Source organism: Micromonospora sp. C81, from assembly GCF_018070425.1.
Taxonomy (GTDB): Bacteria; Actinomycetota; Actinomycetes; order Mycobacteriales; family Micromonosporaceae; genus Micromonospora; species Micromonospora zamorensis.
In genome coordinates this window covers 195,243-210,319 of the sequence record NZ_JAGPXS010000012.1, presented here as the reverse complement: position 1 = coordinate 210,319, position 15,077 = coordinate 195,243, and the positions used below count along the sequence as shown (strand labels likewise).

Genomic DNA, 15,077 nt, shown 5'->3' with positions numbered 1-15,077 from the left:
ACACCCCCCAACCCGCCCGCCGCGCTCTATCCGCCCAAGATCCGCGCAACTTCGGGGATGCTGCTGTCTCACGTCGTGAGGAGGCAGCAAGAACAGCGAAGTTGCGCGGATCTTGGTGTTCAGGACCTGGTCGGGGGTTATCCACAGGGGCTGCAGACGCACACCTCTGCCGGTCAAGGTGTCGTCATGCCTGTTTCCCCACGACGGCCTGCGAACCTCCAGGGGCGCGTCTTTCGCGGCTCCCGCGTCGTTGCCCAAGGCCTGCTCACCCGAACGGAGCTGCGCAGCAGGGCATGGCGCCCACTGTTCCGCGACGTCTACGCGGATGCCCAACTGGAGGTCACCCATCGCACTCGTTGCGCCGCCGCGGTGCGCTGGGTGCTGCCACCGGGTGTGGTGATCGCTGGTCGCAGTGCGGCGGCGCTCTACGGCGCGGCATCGGTTGCCGACCACGAGCCCCTCGACGTGCTCGTGCCCGCCGCTCAGCGGTTCGGTCCCGTCTCGGGGCTCGTCGTGCACGCCAGCGAGATCGCAGCGACCGACGTCGCGATACGTCAAGGCATTCCGCTGACCACGCCGACTCGCACATGTTGGGACCTGGCCCAGTGGCTGCCGACCGAGGAGGCTGTAGCCATCGTGGACCGCCTCGCCAGCCACCGGCTGGTGGTGATCCCTGAGCTTCGCGCAGGCTCCCGGTCGAGAGCCGGCAACCGAGGCTGGAGACGGATGATGCGGGTAGCTGAGCTGGCCGACGCCGGCGCCGAATCAGCCCCGGAGTCGCGGCTGCGGGTGCGGATCGTGCTCGCCGGGGTGCAGACACCCGTGACCCAGTTCGTCGTCGAGCGAGACGGCAGGTTCGTGGCCCGCCTCGATCTTGCGTGGCCACATCTCAAGGTCGCCGTCGAGTACGACGGCTTGTGGCACGACGATCCCGAGCAGTTCCACCGGGACCGACGCCGCCTCAACCGCCTTCTCGGCGAGGACTGGATCGTCCTGCACATCACCGCGAAACGGTTCCGCGAGGACTTCGACGGCTTCCTCGCCGAACTCCGTCAAGCCCTCCGGTCCCGCTCCCGCTGACCCCGCCCCAGATCCAGGCCCCCACCCACACCCCACACCCCACACCCACACCCACACCCACAGCCAAGATCCGCGCAGTTTCAGGGATCTTGCTGTCTCACCAGCTCGTGAGGCAGCACTTTCACCGAAGTTGCGCGGATCTTGGGGTGGGCGCGCGCGGAGCGCGGGCTTGCGACGCGCGGAGCGCGGGCTTGCGACGCGCGGAGCGCGGGCTTGCGGTGCGCGGGCGCTGAGGGGTTGTCAGGCGGCCGGGAGGTACTTGGTCAGGTCGTCGAGGATCTTGTTGGCGGCACCGACGCCGATGCCCGTCATCCAGACCTCGTCGGAGACGGGGTACGCCTTGCCGGCCTTGACGGCGTTGAGGCCCTTCCAGAGGGTCCCGCCCGCCACCTTGGTCTGCTCGGCGGCGGCCTTGTCGCCGTACGCGGTCACGAAGATGACGTCACCGTCGACCTCGTTGACCCGCTCGGGGCTGACCAGGTCGAAGCGCTTGTCCTCCTTGTTGGCGAGCAACTGCCGCTCGGGGCGGCCCAGACCGGTGTCGCCGATGACGATGCCGGAGAACGAGTCCGGGCCGTACACCCGGATGTTGCCGGGCAGGAAGCGCACGATCGACACCTTGCGGTAGGCGGCGTCGCCGAGGGTCGCACCGAAGTCCTTGGCCCGCTTCTCGTACGCGCCGAGCAGGTCCTTGGCCTGCTGCTCGCGGCCGAGCGCCTTGCCGTCCAGGAGGAAGTTCTCCTTCCAGGTGATGCCCACCTTGTCGGTGAACACGGTCGGCGCGATGGCGGCCAGCTCGTCGTAGAACTTCTCCTGGCGGAACTTGCTGCCGAGGATGAGGTCCGGCTTCAGGGCGTTGATGGCCTCCAGGTCGGGCTCGGTGAGCACCCCGACCTCCTTGATGCCGGCGAGCTTGTCCGCGCCGAAGTAGGTCGGCCAGCTCTTGGCTTCGCCGGCCGTGGCGGCGCCGACGGGCGTGACGCCCAACGAGAGCGCGGTGTCGATCTTGTCGGTGTCGAGCACGACGACGCGCTTGGGCTCGGCCGGGACCTTGGTGGTGCCCATGACGTGGGTGATCTCCCGGGTCTCCCCGGTGGTGGAGCCGGCGACCGGGTCGCTCTCACCGCAGGCGGTGAGTCCGACGCCGAGGGCGACGGCCGCGGCGAGAGCGGCGACGAGACGACGCATCAGAGTCCTTTCGAAGGGTGCGAACCGGCGAGCGGGGTGGCCGCGTCGCCGGTGGTGAGTCGGGCGTCCGGTACGGATGCCGTCGACGAATCAGGGTCTCCCGCACCAGCGGACGCGGACCCGACGGAACCGGCACCGCCAGCGGACGCGGACCCGACGGAGTTGCCGCCGGTGTACGCGGGCACCACCAGCGGCGCGCCGGTCACCGGGCAGGGCACGACCACGCAGGCCAGCCCGAAGACGTCGCGGACCAGGTCGGCGGTGAGGATCTCCCGGGGCGGCCCGGCGGCCACCACGGCACCGGCGCGCATCGCGACCAGGTGGTCGGCGTAGCGGGCGGCCTGGTTCAGGTCGTGCAGCACGGCGACCACGGTGCGGCCCCGCTCGACGCGTAGCCGGTGCAGGAGGTCGAGCACCTCCACCTGGTGGGCCAGGTCGAGGAAGGTGGTCGGCTCGTCCAGCAGCAGGGCGTCGGTGTCCTGGGCGAGCGTCATGGCGATCCACACCCGCTGCCGCTGACCGCCGGAGAGGCTGTCCACCGGCCGGTCGGCCAGGTCGGTCACGTCGGCCAGGGTCATCGCCTGGTCGACGGCCGCGCCGTCCTCCGGCGACCACTGCCGCCACCAACGCTGGTAGGGCTGCCGGCCGCGCCCGACCAGGTCAGCCACTGTGACGCCCTCGGGCACCAGTGGGCTCTGCGGCAGGACGCCGAGGCGGCGGGCCACCTCCCGGGTCGGCAGCTCGCGGATCGCGGTGCCGTCCAGCAGCACCGTGCCCCGGCGCGGGGTGAGCAGCCGGGCCATGGTGCGCAGCAGGGTGGACTTGCCGCACGCGTTCGGGCCGACGATCACGGTGAACGCGTCGGTGGGCAGGTCCAGGTCGAGCCCGTCGAGCACGGTCCGCTCGTCGTAGCCGGCGACCAGGTCGCGGGTGGAGAGCATCACACGACTCCTTGAGGCGTCACGACGACCGCCGCCGTCCGCGCAGCAGCAGGAAGATCAGGTACGGGCCGCCGATGGCGGCGGTCAGCACACCGGCGGGCAGTTGGGTGGGTGCGAGCAGGCGTCGGCCGGCCAGGTCCGCCAGCACCAGCAGCAGCGCGCCGAGGAGCGCGGCGCAGACCAGCGGTGGCCGTTCGGCGCGTACCAGTCGACGGGCCACCTGGGGTGCGACCAGCGCGACGAAGTCGACGGCGCCGACCTGGGCGGTGACCATCGCGGCGACGAGGACGCCGGTGCCGGCCAGGCCGATCCGGCGGGCCACCGGGCGAAGCCCGACGCCGCGGGCGGTGTCGTCGTCCAGGGCGGTGCTGTTCAGCGCCCAGCCGGCCCAGGCCAGCACCGGCAGCAGCACCAGCAGGGTGCCGGCTATCCAGGCCGCCTCGGTCCAGCCCTTGCCGGCCAGGGTGCCGATCAGCCAGATCTGCGCGCGGAGGCCGTCGATCGGGTCGGCGGTGAGCATGACCACCTCGGTGAGCGCCCGGAAGCCGAAGGCGACCGCCACACCGGCGAGCACGAACCGCTGCGCGGCCAGCCCGTGCCGGGCGCCGAGGGCGAACAGCAGCACCGCCGCGAGCAGCCCGCCCACCAGCGCGGTGGGTGCCACCAGCACCGCGGCCATGCCGCTGGTCAGGGCCACCGTCGCGGCGAGACCGGCGCCCTGGGTGATGCCGATGACGTCCGGGCTGGCGAGCGGGTTGCGGGCCACGCTCTGGATCAGGGTGCCGGCGATGCCGAAGGCGGCGCCGGCCGTCGCCGCCAGCACGACCCGCGGCAACCGAAGATCAAAGACCACGAGGTCGTACGGGGTGCCGGCGCCGGAGAGGGCGCGGAGCACGTCGGCCGGGGCGACGTACGGGGTGCCCAGCGAGAGGCTGAGCACGACGGCCAGCAGGAGCAGCACGGTCAGCACGGCGGCCACCAGCACCGCCCGGCGGCGGATGACCAGGCTGACCGGGCCGATCCGCAGCAGCGACCGACCGGGCAGTCGGGCAGAACCGCCAGCAGGTGACGCGGCGGATGACCGGCCGGCCGGGGCGGGCGAACCCACGGGGCGCTGGGTGGTGGTCACGCGGTCACCACCCGGGCGCGGCGGACCAGGACCGCCAGCAGCGGCGCTCCGATCAGCGCGGTGACGATCCCGGCCGGTATCTCGCCGGGTGGGGCGACGACCCGGCCCACGATGTCGGCGCCGAGCAGCAGCGCGGGCCCGAGCAGTGCGGAGACGGCGAGGGTCCAGCGGTGGTCCGCGCCGACCAGGGCGCGGGCCAGGTGCGGCACGGCCAACCCGACGAAGGCGACCGGTCCGGCGGCGGCCACCGCCGCGCCGGTCAGCAGCACTGCGGCGAGCCCACCGCCGAGGCGGACCAGACCGATGCGGTGGCCGAGGCCCCGGGCCACGTCGTCGCCGAGGGCCAGCGCGTCCAGACCTCGGGCGACCAGGGCGGCGAGCACCAGCCCGGCGAGGACGAAGGGCAGCACCTGCGCGGCGACCGAGAGGTCCCGGCCGGCCAGGCCGCCGACCACCCAGAACCGGTACTCCTCGAAGGTGCGGGCGTCGATGCTGAGCAGCGCGTACACCCCGGAGGCCAGGCTGGCGTCGAGGGCCGCGCCGACCAGCGCGAGGGTGACCGGGCTGGCGCCCTCGCGGGCCCGGGTGGCGATGGCGAAGACCAGCAGCCCGGCGATCAGCGCCCCGGCGATGCCGAACCAGACGTACCCGGCGAGCGTGCCGATGCCGAAGACGGAGATGGCGAGCACCACGCCGAACGACGCTCCGGCGCTGATGCCGAGGATGCGGGGCTCGGCGAGGGGGTTGCGGGTGAGCGCCTGGAACAACACGCCAGCCACCGCGAGGGCGAGCCCGACGGTGAGGCCGAGCGCGGTGCGGGGCATCCGCAGCTCACGGACGATCGTGCTGGCGTCGCCGCCATCCGGTGCGACGAGAGCGTGCCAGACCTGGTCGATGCCGAGTTGCCGGCTGCCGAGCGCGAAGCTGGCCAGTACGGCGAGCAGCAGCACCAGCGCAGACCCGACGGTGACGGCCACCCGGCGGCCGGTGCGGGTGCCGGACCGGCCGGGGGCCTGGGTCGGCCGGGTGACGAGGGTGGTCACGAGTCTCCTGCACGTTCACGCTTAGGTTCGCCTTACCTTAGCCGCTCAGGTGGGGGCCGCCTAACTGGCGCTTATCGATCCGCGACCCGCTGAGCAGGGCAGACGCCCGCGCGACGGGGGCCGCGCACCTAGGGTGGGCTCATGCGATTCGACCAGCACACGGTCGTCCTCCTGGCCCGACCGTCACACCCGCCGGAGCTGCCGCAGGACGCGATCGATCGGTTGCAGGACGCGCACCTGGCCCACCAGGCGGGGCTCGTGGAGCAGGGGCTGGTGCTCGCGACCGGGCCCTTCCTGGAAACCGACGACGACCAGCTGCGGGGCTTCGTCGTGCTCTCCATCGCCCCGGAGGAGGCGCGTGACCTCTACGCCAACGACCCGGCCGTGCGGGCCGGACGGCTGGACGTGCGGGTGATGAGCTGGATGGTGCCGGAGGGAAACGTGCGGTTCGAGGGCGTGCCGATTCCCCGGTCGATGCTGGAGGCGGCGGCGGGCGACTGACTCAGCCGGGCAGCGAACCGATCTCGACCACCCGCAGCGCGTCCAGCTCTCCGGTGATCACGCGCAGCGCCGGAAAATAGTCGGCCAGCACCTGCCGGCAGTCGCCGCACGGCTCGCTGACGTCGCGACCCCGGTCGGTGACCGTGACGATCGTCTCCAGCTCGGTGACACCCTGGGTGGCGGCAGTGCCGATCACCACGAGTTCGGCGCAGGACCCGCCGGTGGCGTGCTGGACGTTCACGCCGGTGAAGACCCGCCCGTCGGCGGTCCGGGCGGCCGACGCGACGGTGTGGTGCTGGCTGCGGCAGCGCAGCTTGGCGACCGCGGTGGCGGCCTGCACCAACGCACGATCGGTGTCCCGCAGCTCCATCTCGGCCCCCCAGCGCTCGACGTCGAGCGCCCACTCTAGGTGCCGCCCACGGACGTCCACGGACCGGCCGCGCGGTAACCCAGGGGCGGTACGCCGCCGGGCTGCCTATCCTTGGGCACGACATGCAGAATCCAACCGCCTCCGTCGCGACCGACCCGGTTCGCGAGCTGCACCGCCGCCTGACCCCTCTGATGTTCCGCGACCAGCGCCGGCTCCAGCGGCGGCTGGACGGTGCCCGAAAGCTGCGCGACCCGCAGCGCCGGGAGGCGGCGCTGGCCGAGATCACCGCCGACCTGGTCCGGGCCGAGCAACGGCTCGCCAACCGCCGAGCGGCGGTGCCCGTGATCACGTACCCGGCGGGGTTGCCGGTCAGCGATCGCAAGGACGACATCGCCGCCGCCATCCGTGATCACCAGGTGGTGATCGTGGCGGGCGAGACCGGCTCCGGCAAGACCACCCAGATCCCCAAGATCTGCCTGGAGCTGGGGCGCGGGGTGCACGGCCTGATCGGGCACACCCAGCCCCGGCGGTTGGCCGCCCGCACGGTGGCCGACCGGATCGCCGACGAGCTGGGCACCGAGCTGGGTGACGTGGTCGGCTACAAGGTGCGTTTCACCGACCAGGTCAGCGAGCGCAGCCTGGTCAAGCTGATGACCGACGGCATCCTGCTGGCCGAGTTGCAGACCGACCGGATGCTGCGCCAGTACGACACGTTGATCATCGACGAGGCGCACGAGCGCAGCCTCAACATCGACTTCATCCTCGGGTACCTGCGGGAACTGTTGCCCCGCCGCCCCGACCTCAAGGTGATCATCACCTCGGCGACCATCGAGACCGACCGGTTCGCCCGGCACTTCGCCGGCCCACCCACCGCCGACGAGCCCGACGGCGTACCCGCACCGGTGGTCGAGGTCTCCGGGCGCACCTACCCGGTGGAGGTGCGCTACCGGCCACTCGTCGAACTCGCCGAGGGCGAGGAGGACGGCGACGGCGACGAGGAGAACGTCCGCGACCAGATCCAGGCGATCGGCGACGCCGTCGAGGAGCTGGCCGCCGAGGGACCCGGCGACATCCTGGTCTTCCTCAGCGGCGAACGCGAGATCCGCGACACCGCCGACGCGCTGGGCAAGCTGGTGCAGAAGAAGCGCTCGCTGCTCGGCACCGAGATCCTGCCGCTGTACGCGCGGCTCTCCTCCGCCGAACAGCACCGCGTCTTCGCCGCGCACACCAACCGGCGGGTGGTGCTCGCCACCAACGTCGCGGAGACCTCGCTGACAGTGCCCGGCATCAAGTACGTGGTGGACCCGGGCACCGCCCGCATCTCCCGCTACTCCAGCCGGCTCAAGGTGCAGCGACTCCCGATCGAGCCGGTCTCCCAGGCGTCGGCCAACCAGCGCAAGGGCCGCTGCGGCCGCACCTCGGACGGCATCTGCATCCGCCTCTACGACGAGCAGGACTTCGGATCCCGTCCCGAGTTCACCGACCCGGAGATCCTGCGCACCAACCTGGCGTCGGTCATCCTCCAGATGACGGCGATCGGGCTCGGCGACCTCGCCGCGTTCCCGTTCATCGACCCACCGGACAAGCGCAACATCACCGACGGCGTCAACCTGCTGCACGAGCTGGGCGCTTTGGACCCGACCGAAGCGGACCCGGCGAAGCGGCTCACCGCGCTGGGCCGGCGCCTGGCCCAGTTGCCGGTCGACCCGCGCCTGGCCCGGATGGTGGTCGAGGGCGAACGCAACGGCTGCGCCACCGAGGTGTTGGTGATCGCCGCCGCGCTGTCCATCCAGGACCCGCGCGAGCGGCCGGCGGAGAAGCAGGCCCAGGCCGACCAGGCGCACGCCCGGTTCGCCGACAAGGAGTCCGACTTCGTCGCCTATCTCAACCTGTGGCGCTACCTGCGCGAGCAGCAGCGGGAGCTGTCCTCCAGCGCGTTCCGCCGGATGTGCAAGGCGGAGTACCTGAACTACCTGCGGATCCGCGAGTGGCAGGACATCGTCAGCCAACTGCGTCAGGTGCTGCGTACCCCGGCCGAGGGTGACCGGCGCGGCGGGCGGCCGGCGCGCGACACCGCCGACGGCGCGGACGCCGGCCGGGGTGCGAGCCGCCGTGGCGGCGCGGACCTGCCGGAGGAGATCGACACCCCGAAGGTGCACCAGTCGCTGCTGCCCGGCCTGCTGTCGCACATCGGCCTCAAGGACGCCCAGAAACACGAGTACCTGGGGGCGCGGGGGGCGAAGTTCGCGCTCTTCCCCGGCTCGGCGCTGTTCAAGAAGCCGCCGCGCTGGGTGATGGCCGCCGAGCTGGTGGAGACGTCCCGGCTGTGGGGCCGCATCGCCGGCCGGGTCGAGCCGGAGTGGGTCGAGCCGCTGGCGCAGCACCTGGTCAAGCGCAGTTACAGCGAGCCGCACTGGGAGAAGAAGCAGGCCGCGGTGATGGCCTACGAGAAGGTCACCCTGTACGGCGTCCCGCTGGTCAGCTCGCGCAGTGTCAACTTCGGGCGGATCGACCCGACGCTGAGCCGGGAGCTGTTCATCCGGCACGCTCTCGTCGAGGGCGACTGGCAGACCCACCACCAGTTCTGGGCGGACAACAAGCGGCTGCTCGCCGAGATCGAGGAGTTGGAGAGCCGGGCCCGCCGTCGGGACATCCTGGTCGACGACGAGACCATCTTCGGCTTCTACGACCAGCGGATCCCGGCCGACGTGTCCTCCGGGCGGCACTTCGACAGCTGGTGGAAGAAGACCCGCCGCGAGCAGCCCGACCTGCTCACCTTCACCCGCGACCTGCTGATCAACGACGGCCGACCGGGGGTGGACGAGGACGACTACCCGGACGAGTGGCAGACCCAGGGGGTGACGCTGCCGCTGACGTACCGCTTCGAGCCGGGCACGCCGGACGACGGCGTCACCGTCGACATCCCGCTGCCGCTGCTCAACCAGGTGCCGGCGGAGACCTTCGACTGGCAGGTGCCGGGGCTGCGCGAGGAGACGGTCATCGCGCTGATCCGCTCGCTGCCCAAGGCGATCCGCCGCAACTTCGTCCCGGTCCCGGACTACGCCCGCGCCGCCCTCGCGGCCATCACCCCGGGCGAGGAGCCGTTGCTGGACGCGCTCACCCGGCAGCTGCGCCGGATGACCGGCGTGACCGTCCCCCGCGACGCCTGGGAGCCGGGCAAGCTCCCCGCCCACCTGCGGGTCACCTTCCGAGTGCTCGACGCCGACGAGAAGCCCGTCGCCGAGGGCAAGGACCTGCCGGCCCTGCAACGTCAACTGCGCCAGGAGGTACGCCAGGTGGTGGCGGCCGCCGCGCCGGAGGTGGCCCGGACCGGGCTGCGGGAGTGGAGCATCGGCACGCTGCCCCGCAGCATCGAGCAGGTCCGCGCCGGCTACGCGGTGACCGCGTACCCGGCGTTGGTCGACGAGGGCGCCACGGTCGGGGTGAAGGTGTTCGACTCCCCCGCCGAGGCGGAGGCGTCGCACTGGGCCGGCACCCGCCGGCTGCTGCGACTCACCGTGCCGTCCCCAGCGCGGTTCCTGCAGGGGCGGCTGAACAACGAGGCGAAGCTGGCGCTGAGCCGCAACCCACACGGCGGCGTGCAGGACCTGATCGAGGACGCGGCGGGCGCTGCCATCGACCGGCTGATCGGCGCGGCGGGCGGGCCGGCCTGGGATGCCGACGGGTTCGCGGCCCTGCGTGAGAAGGTCCGCGCCGACCTGGTCGACACCGTGGTGGAGGTGATGGACCGGGTACGCAAGGTCCTCGCCGCCGCGTACGCCGTGGAGCAGCGCCTCGGCGCCACCCGCAACCTCGCCGTGGTGGCGGCGCTGGCCGACATCCGCGGCCAGCTCGCCGGGCTGGTGCACGCCGGGTTCATCACCGAGACCGGGTACGCGCGGCTGCCCGACCTGCTGCGCTACCTCACCGCCATCGAACGTCGGATGGACCGGCTGGGCGGCAACCCGCAGCGCGACAAGCAGCAGCAGGACCGGATCGCCGTGGTGCAGAAGGAGTACCAGGACATGCTGGCCGCCCTGCCGCCCGCGAAGCGCGCGACCCCGGCGGTCCGGGGAATCCGGTGGATGATCGAGGAGCTGCGGGTGAACGTGTTCGCCCAGGCGCTGGGCACCCCGTACCCGGTGTCGGAGCAGCGCATCTACCGGGCCATGGACGACGCCGAGGCCCGCTGACCACCCCGTACTGGCCGGTCCGAGTGACATTCTCCACAATGGCCGGTGGATGACGGGTGCAGCAGAGAGAGCGCTCTCTGTCAATCTTGCACTTGTCGATATTTAAATCTGAGACTGTCTGATCATTCCCGAGAGACAGGCGTCCTTTTGCCGGATTCATCACCTGCGGTGGAGATGTCATCACCGCGGCTCCGCCCTCGTACGAACGACCGACGACCCCGTTCCCCTCGACGACCGAGGGCGCTGCTCGCCGCCGCGACCGCCGCGGCCGTGGCGACACTCACCATCCTCCTCCCCGCCCCGCCCGCCGTCGCCGCCGTCCCCGACCCACCGAGGGCCCTGCCCGCGAACGCCACGGAGGCGGACGCGAAGTGGCAACCGGCGCTCGACTACGACGGTGAAGCGTGCTATAACGTCCCGGCGATCGGGCCGGACGGCACGATCGCCGAGGGCCTCGACAACAACTACACCACCTCGAGCGCGGACTGCCGCGACGAGTCCGACCTGCGGAACACCAATGCCTACTCCCGGCAACGGTGCAACTCGGGCTGGTGTGCCTACCTCTACGACTACTACTTCGAGAAAGACGTCGCGGTCCAGAACGTGTCGGACCCCGGTGGTCACCGCCACGACTGGGAACACATCGTCGTCTGGGTTCAGAACGACGTCGCCAAGCACGTGGCGGTCTCGGAGCACGGTAACTACATCATCAGGCCGGCCAACGAGGTCCGGTGGGAGGGGAACCACCCCAAGGTGGTGTATCACAAGCAGGGTGGCTCGACCCACGCCTTCCGCTTCGCTCGGGCGGACGACGACGACGACCCGATGGACGAAGACCCGGCCAAGAGAAAACAGCCGGAGAACCATGACCACATCTGGCAGTTGTCTCCGCTGGTCTCCTACAACGGCTTCCCGGAAGGGCTGCGCGAAAGCCTGTTCGCGCACGACTTCGGGACGGCGTCGATCGCGCTCAAGGACTCCAGCTTCCCGAACAACCTGAAGGGCGCGCTGCCCCAGCGGGTGCTCACGTGCCCGTGGCCGCGACAGGGCTGCGTGGAAGGGCAGGAGCCGTTGTTCGACTTCGACTTCGACCGGGACGAGAACTCACCCGGCACGCTGCTGAAGGTCATGGTGGTGGGCGATTCGATGAGCCAGGGCGACGAGGGCGACTGGACCTGGCGCTACCGGCTCTGGGAATGGTTCCGGGCGCAGAACGTCACGGTGGACTTCGTCGGGCCCTACGTCGGCACGGTACCCGCGGAGGAGCCGACCGCTCCGGCCCGACCACCGCTGCAGGGAACGCTGCCCCCTGCACCCGTTCCGGGCAAGACCTCGGGCGGGTACGACGAAAGGGCGGCGGTCAACTTCGACAGTGACCATTTCGCGCTCTGGGGGCGCCAGGCGGCCGTGGCCAAGACCCTCATCAAGGAGCAGGTCAGCCGTTACCAACCCGACCTGCTGCTGGTCGGACTCGGCTTCAACGACATGGGGTGGTGGGTGAGCGACGCCGACGGGACGCTCACCAGCATGAAGACGCTCGTCGACCAGGCGCGCGCCGCCAAACCGAACCTCAAGTTCGCCCTCGCCAACGTCCCCCAGCGCACCGCCATCGGCAACCGCGAGGACCTGCCGGTCAAGACCGACACCTACAACCGGCTGCTGGCCGCCGCGATCCCGACGTGGAACACCGCCCAGTCACCGGTCGCGCTCGTCGACTGGCGGGGCAACTACGACTGCGAGGTGTCCGGCTGCCCCGCCGGCTACGACGGCCTGCACCCCAACGCCCTCGGCGAATACCAGATCGCCCAGGCGTTCAGCCGTACCCTGCGCGAGCGTTACGGTGTGGGCGGGGCGGATCTGGCCATCCCCGCCCAGATGCCGCCACGTCCCACGCCGGTGCCGTCCGACGTCGTCGCCGAGTCCAGCCCACTGGGCGTCGTCGTCTCCTGGAAGCCGGTCTACGGTGCCCACGGCTACGACGTCCGCGCCCGTGTCGCCGGGCAGCCGTGGGCGGAGTCCCACTACAACGTGTCGACCCATCGGCACTACACCACCTGGACTTCCAGCGGTCTGACGTGGGAATACCAGGTCCGGACCGACAACGGTGACGTCGTGTCCGCCTGGTCGCCGATGGTCAGCGCCGTCTCGCGCCCGCAGACCGCCAAGGGACCGGCCGGCATCGTCACCCGCGCCACCGCCACGGGGGTCGACGTCACGTGGGGGGCGTCGACCGGCCCCTACTCGGACACGATCGATCGGTACGAGGTCCTCGTCTTCGACCAGGACACCCCCGGCGCCTGGCTCTCGGGGACCGCGGTCACCGGCCTGACGGCGCACGTCGACGGGCTGATACCCGGGCACCGCTACACCGTCGCGGTGGCGAGTTGGAACGCGGTCGGCGGCGGACTACCCGCGGTCGCCCGCCCGGTCACCATCGGCGGCGGCACGCCGGCAGCGCCCACCGGCCTGCGGGTCAGCTCCACCGACGCCACCACCGTGCAGTTGACGTGGACCGGCGCCAGCCAGGCGGCCGGATACCGGGTCTGGGTCCGCAACATCAACGACGGCAGCCAGTCCAGCGCCAGTGAAGGGATCGTCACCGGCACCACCCACGGGATCTCGTTCCTGTTCCCCGGCGTCTGGAACTACGAGTTCTGCGTCTCCTCGGTCAACGGCGTCCTCGAGAGCGGCAAGTCCACCTGCGTGGTCGCCGCCCGGCCGGCGGGGAGTTGACGCTCCGCTGAGCGACACGAAGGTTGAGCCCCGGTGCCAGGCGACCCACGGCACCGGGGCTCGACCTTCGGTCGGGTCGGTCAGCGCCACGGCCTCCTCCACCGGTAATCCGCCGGGAATCCCGGAAAAAGGACGGCGAGCGCGCCGGCCGCCCCGGCAGGTGGCCTTCGCACCGGCCGCCCCAGGACGTACGGCCTGCTAGGCCAGCGGCTCCACGCCGGGCGGCAGCTCGCCACGGTCGATCGCCGACTGGATGTAGTCGAGCAGGATCCGCCGCAGTTCCCGACCGGCGTGGGTCGGGACGATGTCGCGGCGGCGGGCCACCGCGATGATCCGCCGCACCCCGGGCGGAGCGAGCGGCGTGATCCGCACCCCGGGGCGCCGGGCCAGCACGATGCCCGGCACCAGCGCGATGCCCAGCCCCGCCTCGACGAAGCTGAGGACGGCGTCCATCTCGCCGCCGTCCACGGCGAAGCTCGGTTCGAAGCCCGCCTCCCGGCAGGCCTGGATGGTCGCGTCCCGCAGGTCGTAGCCCTCCCTGAACATGACCATCGGTTGGTCCCGCAGGTCGGTGATCCGCAGTTCCCCGGTCAGCGACGCGGTCGGCACCTCCCCCACCGAGGCCACCACCAGGCTCTCGCGCAGGATCGGATCGACTCGCAGCCCGGGGTCGGCGCCCTGGGCCGGCATGATGATGAGGGCCAGGTCGAGGTCGCCGCGGAGCAGGTCGCGCACCAGATCCTGGGAGCCACCCTCCTCGACCTTGAGGTCGACGGTGGGGTGCGCGTCGCGAAACCGGCGCAGCACCGGCGGGGCGAGTGAGGTGGCCAGGCTCGGGGTGGCGCCGAGCCGGACCCGACCGCGGCGCAGCCCCACCAGCTCCTGCACCTCGCGGGTGGCGGTGTCCACATCGGCGAGGATCCGGGTGGCCAACGGCAGCAGCACCTCACCGGCGGCGGTGAGGGCGATGTTGCCCCGTATCCGCTCGAACAACGGCGCCCCGAGGTCGGTCTCCAGAGCGTGAATTTGCTTACTGAGAGAAGGCTGAGTGATGCCTACGAGATCGGCGGCTTGGGTGAAATGTCGTACTTCGGCCACCGCGACGAAGTACCGAAGCTGATGGAGCTGCATCTACATAGCCTACGGCTATCAACACTACGAGTTTGATGCATTGGACGACTGATCGAAGTGCTCCTAGCGTCGGTTGCGTGGTAATGACGAAAACTCGGTCGCCCATCCGCTCGAACGTCGGCCTCAAGGCCGTCATGGCGGTGACGGGCATCCTGCTGGCGCTGTTCCTGATCGCCCACATGCTCGGGAACCTCAAGGTGTTCACGGGGGAAACCTCGTTCGACCACTACGCGCACTGGCTGCGCGACATCGGCAAGCCGCTGCTGCCCGGCGTCTGGTTCCTCTGGATCCTGCGCACCGTGCTGGTGGTCGCGGTCGTCGCCCACATCGTCGCCGCCACAGTGCTGGCCATGCGGGCCCGCGCCGCCCGCCCGGTCAAGTACGCCCACCGCAAGAAGGTCAACGGCAGCTACGCGGCCCGCACGATGCGCTGGGGTGGAGTGATCATCCTGCTCTTCGTGATCTACCACATCCTGGACCTGACCACCGGCACGCTGAACCCGGTCGGCGACGCCAGCAAGCCGTACGGCAACGTCGTCGCCGACTTCGCGCCCGAGCGCTGGTACGTCACGCTCTTCTACACGCTCGCCATCGTCGCGGTGGGCTTCCACCTGCGCCACGGCGCGTTCAGCGCGTTCCGCAGCCTCGGCCAGCAGACGCCGCGTGGCGAGCGTCGGGCGCGTACCGCAGCTCTGGTCTTCGCCGTGCTGCTCTGCGCCGGGTACCTGGTGGTCCCGTTCGCCGTACTCACCGGATTGGTGTCCTGAC

Annotated in this window: 11 protein-coding genes; 5 read left to right on the top strand and 6 right to left on the bottom strand. The window is 71.2% G+C overall.

What is annotated here, in order from left to right; all coding sequences use genetic code 11:
• A partial coding sequence (locus tag KBX46_RS20675) for a hypothetical protein (protein WP_210793702.1) occupies positions 1-1,080 on the top strand: 1,080 nt, incomplete at its 5' end.
• Positions 1,081-1,320: 240 nt separating this feature from the next.
• Here KBX46_RS20675 and KBX46_RS20670 read toward each other — a convergent pair.
• The 4 genes from KBX46_RS20670 to KBX46_RS20655 are packed head-to-tail and all read right to left on the bottom strand — an operon-like array spanning position 1,321 to position 5,381.
• Positions 1,321-2,268, bottom strand: a complete 948-nt coding sequence (locus KBX46_RS20670) for an ABC transporter substrate-binding protein (protein WP_210793701.1) — start codon at positions 2,266-2,268, stop codon at positions 1,321-1,323.
• Positions 2,268-3,209 carry an ABC transporter ATP-binding protein gene (locus KBX46_RS20665; RefSeq protein WP_210793700.1) on the bottom strand — a complete coding sequence of 314 codons (942 nt, stop codon included), beginning with the start codon at positions 3,207-3,209 and terminating at the stop codon, positions 2,268-2,270. Before KBX46_RS20665 ends, KBX46_RS20670 begins: the two co-directional genes overlap by 1 nt.
• A gap of 19 nt (positions 3,210-3,228) precedes the next feature.
• The gene (locus KBX46_RS20660; protein ID WP_308159636.1) at positions 3,229-4,338 is read right to left on the bottom strand and encodes an iron ABC transporter permease; all 1,110 of its coding nucleotides are present in this window, start codon (positions 4,336-4,338) and stop codon (positions 3,229-3,231) included.
• Positions 4,335-5,381: an iron ABC transporter permease gene (locus KBX46_RS20655; protein ID WP_210793699.1), complete on the bottom strand. Its 1,047-nt coding sequence runs from the start codon at positions 5,379-5,381 to the stop codon at positions 4,335-4,337. Before KBX46_RS20655 ends, KBX46_RS20660 begins: the two co-directional genes overlap by 4 nt.
• A gap of 141 nt (positions 5,382-5,522) precedes the next feature.
• Here KBX46_RS20655 and KBX46_RS20650 point away from each other — a divergent pair, with 141 nt between their 5' ends.
• A complete protein-coding gene (locus tag KBX46_RS20650) occupies positions 5,523-5,882 on the top strand; it encodes a YciI family protein (RefSeq protein ID WP_210793698.1) in 360 nt (119 codons plus the stop codon).
• A gap of 1 nt (position 5,883) precedes the next feature.
• Here KBX46_RS20650 and KBX46_RS20645 read toward each other — a convergent pair whose 3' ends face one another.
• Positions 5,884-6,252 carry a cytidine deaminase gene (locus KBX46_RS20645; RefSeq protein ID WP_210793697.1) on the bottom strand — a complete coding sequence of 123 codons (369 nt, stop codon included), beginning with the start codon at positions 6,250-6,252 and terminating at the stop codon, positions 5,884-5,886.
• Positions 6,253-6,374: 122 nt separating this feature from the next.
• On the opposite strand from KBX46_RS20645, the gene hrpA reads away from it, so the two are divergent.
• On the top strand, positions 6,375-10,445 hold the full coding sequence (gene hrpA / locus KBX46_RS20640) for an ATP-dependent RNA helicase HrpA (RefSeq protein WP_210793696.1): 4,071 nt from the start codon (positions 6,375-6,377) through the stop codon (positions 10,443-10,445).
• A gap of 270 nt (positions 10,446-10,715) precedes the next feature.
• Positions 10,716-13,178: an NPP1 family protein gene (locus tag KBX46_RS20635; RefSeq protein WP_308159635.1), complete on the top strand. Its 2,463-nt coding sequence runs from the start codon at positions 10,716-10,718 to the stop codon at positions 13,176-13,178.
• A gap of 198 nt (positions 13,179-13,376) precedes the next feature.
• Here KBX46_RS20635 and KBX46_RS20630 read toward each other — a convergent pair whose 3' ends face one another.
• The gene (locus KBX46_RS20630; protein WP_210793694.1) at positions 13,377-14,309 is read right to left on the bottom strand and encodes a LysR family transcriptional regulator; all 933 of its coding nucleotides are present in this window, start codon (positions 14,307-14,309) and stop codon (positions 13,377-13,379) included.
• Positions 14,310-14,392: 83 nt separating this feature from the next.
• Here KBX46_RS20630 and KBX46_RS20625 point away from each other — a divergent pair, with 83 nt between their 5' ends.
• The gene (locus KBX46_RS20625; RefSeq protein WP_088947262.1) at positions 14,393-15,076 is read left to right on the top strand and encodes a succinate dehydrogenase cytochrome b subunit; all 684 of its coding nucleotides are present in this window, start codon (positions 14,393-14,395) and stop codon (positions 15,074-15,076) included.
• Position 15,077: the final 1 nt, after the last annotated feature.

Bases quoted from the DNA above. Each gene is read 5' to 3' on its own strand.
- KBX46_RS20630 (WP_210793694.1), bottom strand. From the start codon at position 14,309: ATGCAGCTCCATCAGCTTCGGTACTTCGTCGCGGTGGCCGAAGTACGA.
- hrpA (WP_210793696.1), top strand. From the start codon at position 6,375: ATGCAGAATCCAACCGCCTCCGTCGCGACCGACCCGGTTCGCGAGCTG.
- KBX46_RS20670 (WP_210793701.1), bottom strand. From the start codon at position 2,268: ATGCGTCGTCTCGTCGCCGCTCTCGCCGCGGCCGTCGCCCTCGGCGTC.
- KBX46_RS20645 (WP_210793697.1), bottom strand. From the start codon at position 6,252: ATGGAGCTGCGGGACACCGATCGTGCGTTGGTGCAGGCCGCCACCGCG.
- KBX46_RS20665 (WP_210793700.1), bottom strand. From the start codon at position 3,209: ATGCTCTCCACCCGCGACCTGGTCGCCGGCTACGACGAGCGGACCGTG.
- KBX46_RS20625 (WP_088947262.1), top strand. From the start codon at position 14,393: ATGACGAAAACTCGGTCGCCCATCCGCTCGAACGTCGGCCTCAAGGCC.
- KBX46_RS20650 (WP_210793698.1), top strand. From the start codon at position 5,523: ATGCGATTCGACCAGCACACGGTCGTCCTCCTGGCCCGACCGTCACAC.